The organism is Novosphingobium sp. 11B, assembly GCF_054589055.1.
The window spans coordinates 72632-82600 of sequence record NZ_BAAILP010000111.1; the positions used below are offsets into that span (position 1 = coordinate 72632).

General features: G+C 68.8%; 9 protein-coding genes. 6 read left to right on the forward strand and 3 right to left on the reverse strand.

Annotation, left to right across the window (positions count from 1 at the left end):
* Position 1 precedes the first annotated feature (1 nt).
* Positions 2 to 1789, forward strand: coding sequence for a sensor domain-containing diguanylate cyclase (locus tag ACYPYD_RS10100; protein WP_459662987.1), 1788 nt, complete (start codon positions 2 to 4; stop codon positions 1787 to 1789).
* Between the two features lie 3 nt (positions 1790 to 1792).
* On the opposite strand, the gene nhaA is transcribed toward ACYPYD_RS10100, so the two are convergent.
* The 3 genes from nhaA to ACYPYD_RS10115 all read right to left on the reverse strand — a co-directional run bounded on the left by nhaA (position 1793) and on the right by ACYPYD_RS10115 (position 5292).
* A complete protein-coding gene (nhaA, locus tag ACYPYD_RS10105; RefSeq protein ID WP_459662988.1) occupies positions 1793 to 2974 on the reverse strand; it encodes a Na+/H+ antiporter NhaA in 1182 nt (393 codons plus the stop codon).
* 273 nt (positions 2975 to 3247) lie between these two features.
* Entirely contained in the window at positions 3248 to 4609 is a 1362-nt protein-coding gene (locus ACYPYD_RS10110) for a sensor histidine kinase (protein ID WP_008833325.1), read from the reverse strand.
* Positions 4606 to 5292, reverse strand: coding sequence for a winged helix-turn-helix domain-containing protein (locus ACYPYD_RS10115; protein ID WP_008833324.1), 687 nt, complete (start codon positions 5290 to 5292; stop codon positions 4606 to 4608). The genes ACYPYD_RS10110 and ACYPYD_RS10115 overlap by 4 nt, the downstream gene beginning before the upstream one ends.
* A gap of 156 nt (positions 5293 to 5448) precedes the next feature.
* Between ACYPYD_RS10115 and ACYPYD_RS10120 the strand changes: the two genes are divergently transcribed.
* From ACYPYD_RS10120 to ACYPYD_RS10140, 5 genes are all read left to right on the forward strand, one after another.
* Positions 5449 to 5775, forward strand: a complete 327-nt coding sequence (locus tag ACYPYD_RS10120; protein WP_008833323.1) for a hypothetical protein — start codon at positions 5449 to 5451, stop codon at positions 5773 to 5775.
* A 188-nt stretch (positions 5776 to 5963) separates the two neighbouring features.
* The gene (locus ACYPYD_RS10125) at positions 5964 to 6371 is read left to right on the forward strand and encodes a DUF2147 domain-containing protein (protein WP_036525312.1); all 408 of its coding nucleotides are present in this window, start codon (positions 5964 to 5966) and stop codon (positions 6369 to 6371) included.
* On the forward strand, positions 6368 to 8983 hold the full coding sequence (gene mprF, locus ACYPYD_RS10130; protein WP_459662990.1) for a bifunctional lysylphosphatidylglycerol flippase/synthetase MprF: 2616 nt from the start codon (positions 6368 to 6370) through the stop codon (positions 8981 to 8983). Before ACYPYD_RS10125 ends, mprF begins: the two co-directional genes overlap by 4 nt.
* A complete protein-coding gene (locus tag ACYPYD_RS10135) occupies positions 8980 to 9711 on the forward strand; it encodes an AcvB/VirJ family lysyl-phosphatidylglycerol hydrolase (protein ID WP_459662992.1) in 732 nt (243 codons plus the stop codon). Before mprF ends, ACYPYD_RS10135 begins: the two co-directional genes overlap by 4 nt.
* A complete protein-coding gene (locus ACYPYD_RS10140; protein WP_155986210.1) occupies positions 9708 to 9872 on the forward strand; it encodes a hypothetical protein in 165 nt (54 codons plus the stop codon). The genes ACYPYD_RS10135 and ACYPYD_RS10140 overlap by 4 nt, the downstream gene beginning before the upstream one ends.
* Positions 9873 to 9969: the final 97 nt, after the last annotated feature.

A 9969-nucleotide genomic window follows, 5' to 3' on the forward strand; every position in this document is an offset into this window, starting at 1 on the left:
GATGATTCACGAGTCGTATCGTCGCAGCAGGTGGTATCCGGGGGAGGTGCTCGGCACCGCGCTCGCGTATTTCGCCTGTGCGTCGCTGGCGCTCGTGCTGACCCGTTTCGACGGCGGCATCGCGGTAGTGTGGCTGGCGGGGGCGGTGCTGTTCGCCCGGCTCCATGTCACGCCGCGCCGACGCTGGGCACCGGTGATGCTGGCCTGTACTCCGCTGGCGATCTGCTCCTCGCAGCTGTTCGGATTCAAGGGCCTGACCGGGGTTGGCCTGCCGCTGCTCTGCATTATCGAAGCGGTCGGTGCGGCATGGTTGATGCGCAGGGTGTTCCCCCGGTTCGGCCGTTTCCAGTCGGTGGCGGAAGTCACGGCGTTCCTGGTCGTCTGCGGCGTCATGGTGCCTGCGGTGACGGCGCTGTTCGCTGCGGTCATGACCACGGCGGTGCGTAACATCGGCTTCTGGTCGGCCTGGCGGGACTGGTACGCCGGGCATGCGCTCGGTTTCATCGTGTTCGCGCCGCCGCTGCTGTTGTTCCTGCGCGGCGACGTCGCACACTGGACACGCACCGCCGGGACGCGCGTGCGCAAGCGGACATTCGGGCTGCTGGGGCTCGTGCTGCTCGCGTCGCTGGCGACCTTCGGCCAAAGCAAAATTCCGCTCGTCGTCGTCCCGTTCCTGCCGATGATCGCCGCGACGTTCAGGCTGGGCCGGTTCGGTGCGGTTTCGTCCATCGTCATCCTGATTTCGGTTGGTCTCGGCTGTTCGCTGGCGGGGATCGGGCCGACGGCGCTGCTGACCGGCGGAATGGCGCTCAAGCTGCAGGTGCTGCAGATCTATTTCGCCTCGATCGTGATGCTGCTGCTGCCGCTCGCGGCGGAACTCTACGCGCGGCGGCGCATCGTCGAGCGTCTTCACGCGGCCGAAGCGCTGCACCGGCTCGTCCTCGACCGCATGAGCGACGTGGTGCTGCGCGCCGGTCTCGACGGCACGGTGCGTTATGCCTCCCCCTCGGTCGAGCGCGTTACCGGCTATCCGGCGGCCGAACTCGGGGGGCGGCCGCTGTTCAACCTCATCGTGCCGGACGACCTGCCGATGGTCCTCGACACGCGGCGCGTGGTGCTGGCGGCGCCGGAGGACAGCGCCATCATCGAATATCGCGTCATCCAGAAGAGCGGCGCGATCATATGGGTGGAGAGCCACGTGCGCGCGATGGTCGATGCGGACGGCAACATATCAGGCACCGTCAGCATCATCCGCGAGGTTACCGAACGCCGCCATATCGTCGAGGATCTCAAGAACAAGGCGATGACCGATCCGCTGACCGGCGCCTGCAACCGCCGCGCGTTCGACGATGCGCTGGGTGCACTGGTTTCGTCGCCGCCGATCGGCGCCGAGCCGGGTTGTCTCGCGGTTTTCGACCTCGACCACTTCAAGCGGATCAACGACGAATACGGCCATGCCGCCGGTGACGCGGTGCTGGTGCGCTTCGTGGCCATCATCCGGGCGGCGGTGCGCGAAGGGGATCTCGTCGCGCGGCTCGGCGGCGAGGAGTTCGCGGTGCTGCTGGCGGGGCTGTCGGTGGAGCACGCGCAACTGGTGTGCGAGCGCATCCGCACCCGCCTCGGCACGGTCGGCGTGGAAACGGCGTCGGGAAGCGTCATTGCCGCGACCGTTAGCGTCGGCATCGCACCGCTGTCCGTGGACAGCGACCCGGAGCGGATCGTGGCGGCCGCCGACGCGGCGCTCTACCGGGCGAAGCGGAGCGGGCGCAACCAGTCGGCCGCAGCCTGAGGATCAGCGCGGGACGGGCGCTTCCCGGTGTGCAATCCGCAAAACACCATAGCCCAGCAGGCCGGAAAACAGCGATCCGGCGAGTATGCCGAGCTTCGCCTCCGATTGTAGCGCGGCTGCGTCCGGAAAGGCGAGCAGGGCGATGAACAGGCTCATGGTGAAGCCGATGCCGCACAGCAGGGCCACGCCCAGCATCTGCAGGCGGCCCGCATGGGCCGGAGCGTCGGCCAGACCGAGGCGCACGGCGATCATCGAGAAGCCGAACACGCCCACCGGCTTGCCGATTAGCAGGCCTGCCGCGACGCCCAGCGTGACCGGTGCGGTGAGTGCCGCAGCCGGAAGGCTAAGCACCGGCACGCCCGCATTGGCGAGCGCGAAGAGCGGCACGATCAGGAAGCCCACCGGCACATGCAGCGCATGTTCGAGCCGGTGCAGCGGGCTGGCCGCATCGCCGTCCGGATGGCTCGGCGTCACGTCCATCGGGATCGTCAGGGCCAGCGCGACGCCTGCCAGCGTGGCATGGATGCCCGAGCGATAGGTCAATACCCAGAGCACCGCGCCCAGCGCCATGTAGAGCGAGAGGCTCCGCACACCCATCCGGTTCATCGCGATCAGCACGCCCAGCACGAGCGCTGCCCCGGCAAGGTCGGGCAGCGAGATCGATGCGGTGTAGAACAGCGCGATGATGATCACCGCGCCAAGGTCGTCGATGATCGCCAGCGCGGCCAGGAACACCCGCAGCGAGGCGGGCACCCGCTTGCCCAGCAGCGAGATCACGCCCAGCGCGAAGGCGATGTCGGTGGCGGCGGGAATGGCCCAGCCCTTCGCCGTGTCGCCGGTGTTGAAGGCGTAGAACAGCAGCGCGGGCGCCGCCATGCCGCCCAGCGCGGCGATGCCGGGCAGCACCCGGCGCGACCACGACGAGAGCTGGCCGTCGAGCATCTCGCGCTTGATCTCCAGCCCGACCAGCAGGAAGAAGATCGCCATCAGCCCGTCATTGATCCAGTGCGCCAGCGATAGCGGGCCGAGGCCAAGGTGGAGCACGTGCTCGTACCCGTGCGCCAGCGGCGAATTGGCGAGGACCAGGGCGATCGCGGCCATCGCCATCAGGAACAGGCCGGCGGATGACTGGCCGTCGAGAAACTGGCGAAGGGCGCTGGGGGTCTTGAGGCGGGAGAGGACCATGCGGGGCTCCGGGCTTGGGGGCAAGTGCACCGGCGGCCCGACCGGCACTGCGAAACCTGCTTGCCGGGATCGGCGAGCACCCGCCGGTAGCTATTGCAGCCTTGGCGCGGTGCCGCAACCGGAACCGGGCATAGGAATGCTACGGCTCCGCACCCGATCCCGTCATTCCCGCGAAGGCGGGAACCCATCTGATGCCGGTGCACCCTGCGATGTCGGGAGATGGGTCCCCGCTTTTGCGGGGATGACGGCGATGGAATGGCGGATAATGGTGCTTCAGGCGCGCGGGGGCGGCTCTACCAGCCTGATCCGCACCGCCAGCCCCGGCGCGGCGTCGCGCAAGTCCACCGTGCCGCCGTGGAGGTGCGCCACCGCCTGCACCAGCGAGAGGCCGAGGCCCGCGCCCCAGCCGCCGCGCGCTTCGTCCAGCCGGGTGAACCGGCGCAGCGCCTGTTCGCGGCGCTCGGGCGCAATGCCGGGGCCTTCGTCGGCCACGACGACCGCCGCGCCGTCCGCCTCTGGCACCAGAGACAGGGTGATGGTGCCAGCCCCGTACTTGAGTGTATTGTCGACGAGATTGCCCAGCGCCTGATCGAGCAACTGGCGATGGACCCGCATGTGCAGCGCGGCCGGGGCGACGACCACGATCGCGCGGCCCTGATCCTCGACCATGGGCGCATAGATTTCCGCCACCGTCTCCAGCAGTTCGGACAAGTCGGCGTCGGCCAGGCTCTCGCGGCCCATGCCCGCTTCGGCGCGGGTGATCGACAGGGCGGTCTCGACGATCGCCATCAGGCGTTCGCTTTCGGTCAGGGCCTGATCGACGAAGGGCTGGGCGAGGGGGTCCTCGACGTGCTGCGCCGCCCGGTCGAGCGCGGCGCGCATCCGCGTCAGGGGTGATTTCAGGTCGTGGGCGAGGGCGTCGGTGGCCAGCTTCAGTTCGTCATTGAGCGCGGCCATGCGGTCGAGCGCCTGGTTCACCTCGCTGCCTAGCAGTGCGAAGGCGTCGCCGGTGTCGTCTGCCGGTACACGGCGGGAGAGGCGACCTTCGCGCACGTCGCGCAAGGTGGCGACGCTTGCCCGCAGACGGTTGAGGATCAGCCGCGTCGAGACGTAGGCGGCGAAGGCCGCGAAAACCACGGAGAGCGCCAACGCGATCATCGAGGTGCGTTCGAGCAGGGCCAGCACCTGCCGTTCCGTCTCCACCACCGTTCCGGTGACTAGCATCGAACCGTCCCGCAGGCGGACCGACTGGATCAGCATCGCCTCCGGCGCGGTATGGCCGGAGCGCGGCAGCTTCTCCAGCGCATAAGGCGCGCCGGGTGTGAGGTCGGGCGGCAAGCTATCGAGATTGCCGGTCAAGCGAGTGCCGTCCGGGTTGGCGAGGAAGAGCACACTCGCCCGCTCGATCCGGCGCGAAACCTTGGCGTCGATGGCGCGGGAGATCGCCGGCTCGCCGCCCTCGTTATAGGCGTCGAGCAGGTCGTCGCGCAGGGTCACGGCGACGGCCACGGCGTCCGCATGGCTCTGGGATCGCAGCAGCAGCGCCGGGCCGAGCAACAGTACCGCAGCCGCGACGATCTGGAACAGGAAGACGAGCGCGGCGAAGCGGAACGTGGTCGAGTGCCAGATTTTCACGGTTCGGCGCCGATGCGATAGCCCGCGCCGCGCACGGTATGGAGCAGGCGGCGCGCCTCGCCCTCGTCGATCTTCTTGCGCAGGCGGCTGAGGTGAACGTCGACGACATTGGTGCCGGGGTCGAAGTGGTAATCCCACACGCCTTCGAGCAGCATCGTGCGGGTCACCACCTGATCGGCATGGCGCAGCAGGAATTCGAGCAGTCGGAATTCGCGCGGCTGCAGTTCGATGACTCGCTCGCCCCGGCGCACGCGGCGGGCAAGGAGGTCCATTTCCAGATCGTCGCAGCGCAGCACCGTTTCCGCCACGGCGGCAGGTGCGCCGCGGCGGATCAGCAGCCGGATGCGGGCGAGCAGTTCGGCGAAGGCGAAGGGCTTGACCAGATAGTCGTCGCAGCCGTTGGTCAGTCCCTTGATCCGGTCTTCCGGCGATCCGAGCGCGGAGAGGATGATCACCGGCGTCTCCAGCCCGGCGCCGCGCAGGGCTGCCAGCACCGCCATCCCGTCCAGCCCCGGCAGCATCCGGTCGAGCACGATGCATGCATATCCGCCGTCCGTGCCCAGAAACAGGCCGTCGCGCCCGTTGGCGGCGCGGTCTACCGTGAAGCCCGCCTCGTCGAGGCCCTTGGCGATGAAGTCGGCGGTGTCGGCATCGTCCTCGACGAGCAGGATCTTCTGGCTCAACGCGCCTTCCTCACACTTGCGGTCCTTCCATTGTGAGCCGTGTGGCCCTCCGGCGCGATGGGGAGCGGATTAACTTTCGCTCATGTTCCCTCCAGCCGGGGGAGGCTCCGCGCATCGTATGCACCTTGGGCGCGCCACGACAAGAGTTGAGACCACATGGATACCGACACTGCCATCCTCGACGAGCGGACCTGCCGCCTGATCTGCCCGATCGCCTCGGGCATGGTCGGGGTGTGCATGACCGGCATCGGGCTACTGCGCGTGGCGGTGTCGGTGCGAGGACATGAGACGATCGCCGACGATCTGCTCTCGGTCGATGCGCTGCTGTTCCTGCTGGCGACGCTGGCCTCTTATTTCGCGCTAAGGGTGCAGTCCTCCACGCGGCTGCACGGACTGGAGCGGGTGGCGGATGCGGCGTTCATCCTGGCGATGTCGCTGCTGACGGTGGCGTGCTTCGTGATCACGTATTCGCTCGGGGGCTAGGCTTTTCCTGATTTCACCCACTTCGCTCATGCTGAGCTTGCCGAAGCATGGGAGGCGCAGCGCCACGTCTCGGGGCCTTCGACAAGCTCAGGCTGAGCGGGATGGGGAGGGTGACGCGGCAGCCAGATTGCCGATTGTTCATGTTGTGGCGAGCCTCCGGCAATCCGGCCGAGCGCACAAACGGCACCATGTTGCTGAGAACCGCCCTTTTTCTCTCGCTCCTCGCCGTGCCGCTCGGTGCGCGCGCGGCTACGCCCGTCGAGGGCGTCTGGCTCAACCCGTCCGGTAGCGTCGCCGTGCGTACCGGTTCCTGCGGGCCAGGCCTGTGCGGACGCGTGGTCTGGGCCAGCGGCCAGGCGAAGGCCGACGCGCAGGACAGCGGGATCGCGTCGCTGATCGGCACCGAACTGCTGCAGGACTACCGCCCTGAGGGCCGCATATGGCGCGGCACCGTCTTCGTTCCCGACATGGGGCGCCGCTTCGATTCCCGGATCGAGCCTCTCTCGGCCGACCGGCTGAAGATCAGCGGGTGCATCCTTGGCGGCTTTTTCTGCCGCTCGCAGGTTTGGACCCGCATCGCGCAGGTGCCGGCATGACCGCGCTGCTTGCTTTCCTCTCGCGCTATCGAAAGCTGGTAGAGGCGGGCGCGGTGCTGGCGGTGATCGCCCTCGGCTTCGTCGCGCTCAATACGCTGACGCACGAAATCCGCTACTCGCAGGTGCGCGCGGCCGTCCATGCGCTTGACGCCGGCCAGATCGCGCTGAGTCTCATGCTGACCGCCGCCAGCTATTTCGCGCTGACGTTCTACGATTTCCTAGCGCTCAGGACGATCGGGCACCCGCTGCCGTGGCGCACTGCCGCGCTGGCGTCGTTCACCAGCTATACGCTCAGCCACAACCTCGGGCTTTCGCTGCTGACGGGCGGGTCGGCGCGCTATCGCATCTACGTTGGTGCCGGGCTCGACGGGCCGGAGGTCGCCAAGGTCGTCATGCTGGCGGCAGGCAACTTCTGGGCCGGCGTGCTGGCCGTCGCGGGCGCGGCGATGCTGGTCCATGAAGGCGGCCTTGACTTCGGAGCGGTGATACTGACGCCGCAGGCGGCGCATGCGCTCGGCGCGGCGATGCTGGCTCTGCTGGGCGCGCTGGGCTTCGCGGCTGCGCGGGCGAAGCAGTTGAGGCTGCCGGGAATCCGCCTGCCGCTGCCTTCCGCGCGTGAGATCGCGGCGCAAGTCGGCGTCAGTGTCGCCGACATCGCCTGCGCGGGCGCGGCGCTTTTCGTACTGCTGCCGGGCGCCGACCCGGCGCAGCTGCCGATCTTCGTCCTGGCCTATGCATTGGGCATCGTCGTGGCGCTGGTGACGCATGTGCCGGGCGGCCTCGGCGTGTTCGAGGCGGTGGTCCTCGCCGTGGCGCCGGGGGACCGGGCGCACCTTTTCGCGGGGCTGATCGTCTATCGGCTCGTCTATTATCTCCTCCCGCTGGCACTGGCGGCGTTGCTGCTGGCCTGGCGCGAGGGTGCCCGCAGCCGCCGCGTGGCGCGCCTTGTCGGCGGGGTGCAGAGCGTCGCCACCGGCCTTTCGCCGCTGCTGCTGGCAAGCGCGACGTTCCTTGGCGGCGGCATGCTGCTGCTGTCGGGCTCGCTGCCTGCCGTCCACGCGCGCATGGGACTGCTGGCTGACGTCATGCCGCTGCCCGTCATCGAGGCGAGCCATATCGCCGCCAGCCTCGTCGGCACCGCGCTGCTGCTCCTCGCGCCGGGACTTTATCGCCGGCTCGATGGCGCCTGCCTTGCGGCCCGGCTGCTGCTGGTGGCGGGTGCGGTATTCTCGCTGGCCAAGGGCATCGACTATGAGGAGGCGCTGGCCTGCCTTGCGCTGGCCGCGCTGCTGCAAATGACGCGCCGGGCCTTCTACCGCCGCACCGCGCTGACCGAGACGCCGCTCACCGCGGGCTGGATAGCGGCGGTGGTGATGGCGGCGGGACTGGCGCTTTGGGCGGGCCTCTTCGCCTATCGCCATGTACCCTACAACGACGACCTGTGGTGGAAGTTCGCCCTGCGTGCCGATGCCCCGCGTTACTTGCGCGCGGCGCTGGCCTCGTCGGTGTTGCTGGCGGGGTTCGCGGTCTGGAGGCTTTGCGCGCCCGGCAGCGCGCGCGGCGACGCGCAGGTGATGGAGGATGCCCCGGCGATCCGCGCGATCCTCGCCACCAGTCCGCGCACCGAGGCGATGCTGGCGCTGACCGGAGACAAGCGGTTCCTCGTCTCGCAGGCGGGCGACGCCTTCGTCATGTACCAGATCAAGGGTTCCAGCTGGGTCGTCATGGGTGATCCGGTCGGCAACGAGGGATCGTGGGGCGAACTCCTCTGGACCCTGCGCGACATGTCGCACCGCAGGCAGGGACGGCTGGTGCTCTACGAGATTTCGCCCGCCACGCTCGACCTTGCCATCGGCATGGGCCTGCAGATCGTGAAGTATGGGGAGGAGGCGGTGGTCGATCTCACCACGTTCGAGCTGGAAACCCCGCAGCTGCGCTCCGTGCGCAAATCGGAGCGCACCGCCGCTCGCGCCGGCGCCCGGCTGCGGGTGGTGCCGGCGGCGGCGGTGCCGGTGATCCTCGATGAACTGGAGGCGATCTCCGACGAGTGGATGACGGCCAAGGGCCAGCGCGAGAAAGGCTTCAGCCTCGGCGCCTTCGACCGCGCATACCTGAGCAACTTCGACATGGCGCTGGTCATGGTGGAGGACCGCATCGTCGCCTTCGCCAACCTGTGGTGCACGCAGGACCACACCGAAGCCTCGGTCGACCTCATGCGCCAGCGCGAGGACGCGCCGCGCGGGACGATGGATTTCCTGTTCACCAACCTGCTGCTCTGGTCAAAGGCGCGCGGATACAAGCGCTTCACGCTGGGCATGGTGCCGCTGTCGGGGATCGAGGGTGGCCCGCTCGCGCCCGCATGGGCCAAGGCGGCGGCGCTGGTGTTCCGCCATGGCGAGCGCTTCTACGGCTTTCGCGGCCTGCGCGGCTACAAGGAGAAGTTCGCCCCCCGCTGGGAACCGCGCTACGTCGCCGGGCCGCACGGCATCGGGCTGATCCAGGGGCTGCACGACGTATCGCGCCTGATCGGCGGCGGGGGAGGGGGGGAACTTGTCCGCCCGATCGCGCCAGTGCCCGCCATCACCTCCGAGGCAAGGATGCTGATCGCATGAGCCGCGTTCGCACTCGCCTTGCCATTGAGCTGTTTGCACTGGCTGCGTTGGGTCTCATTGCGCTGGCCGCGCCGGTGCTTGGCCTGCTCGGCACCGAGCCCATCGTGATGTTCCCGGCCGCTGAGCCCCATCCGCGCGTGGCGGCGGTCTTCCTGTCCGGAGACATGGGCTTCCACTTCGGCATGGGCGAGAAAGTCGCCGCCGCCGTTGCCGCCAAGGGCGTCCCGGTGGTCGGGGTTGCGTCCCCGGTTGTCTTCGCCACGCACCGCACCCGGGCCGAGGCGGACGCAGTCGTCGCCGGCGCGGTGCGCCTCGCCCTGACGCGTACGGGAGCGAGCCGGGTCGTGCTGATGGGCCAGTCCTACGGCGCCGACATCCTTGCCACCACGGCGCCGGACCTGCCGCCGGATCTGCGTGCCCGGGTCCTTGCCATCGACCTCACGGTGCCTGCGCACGACGTCTACTTCCGTGCCGATCCGGTGGGCCTTGCCTACCTCGGCAAGCCGGACGCGCACCCGTTGCTGGCGATGCGCGGGGTCGACTGGGCGCCGGTGGTCTGCGTCTACGGGCTGGAAGAGAAGGGCAGCCTGTGCCCCTCCCTCGCAGGCCGGGCGCGGGTCATCGGCCTGAGCGGCGACCATTATCTCGGCCACGATGCGCCGCGCCTGATCGCCACGACTCTTCGCGCGCTGCACGAAGTCGCGCCCGAAGCGGGGTTGCAGCCATGAGCGGGACCTTGAGCGATTGCCATGCCGAGCGTCACGTCGCCTCGCGCAAGTTCACGGTCGATTCCTCGGGGGTGCAGAACTGCCGCTGCAAGGTCTGCGGCTGCGACCTCAGGCGGCTTCCGGCCATGCGCCGCTGGTTCCGTTCCGGGATGATGGGCTGAGAGACAGTTTGGAAATTCGCGGAACGAGAATTTCGCGGCACCGGCCCGCTCCCCCACCCGACCACCCACAGGATACTGCCGATGGGCGGTCGGGTGG

Excerpts from the sequence above, each read along its gene's own strand:
- ACYPYD_RS10125 (WP_036525312.1), top strand. The coding sequence starts at position 5,964 with ATGTTGCTGAGAACCGCCCTTTTTCTCTCGCTCCTCGCCGTGCCGCTC.
- ACYPYD_RS10140 (WP_155986210.1), top strand. The coding sequence starts at position 9,708 with ATGAGCGGGACCTTGAGCGATTGCCATGCCGAGCGTCACGTCGCCTCG.
- ACYPYD_RS10120 (WP_008833323.1), top strand. The coding sequence starts at position 5,449 with ATGGATACCGACACTGCCATCCTCGACGAGCGGACCTGCCGCCTGATC.
- mprF (WP_459662990.1), top strand. The coding sequence starts at position 6,368 with ATGACCGCGCTGCTTGCTTTCCTCTCGCGCTATCGAAAGCTGGTAGAG.
- ACYPYD_RS10135 (WP_459662992.1), top strand. The coding sequence starts at position 8,980 with ATGAGCCGCGTTCGCACTCGCCTTGCCATTGAGCTGTTTGCACTGGCT.
- ACYPYD_RS10100 (WP_459662987.1), top strand. The coding sequence starts at position 2 with ATGATTCACGAGTCGTATCGTCGCAGCAGGTGGTATCCGGGGGAGGTG.
- nhaA (WP_459662988.1), bottom strand. The coding sequence starts at position 2,974 with ATGGTCCTCTCCCGCCTCAAGACCCCCAGCGCCCTTCGCCAGTTTCTC.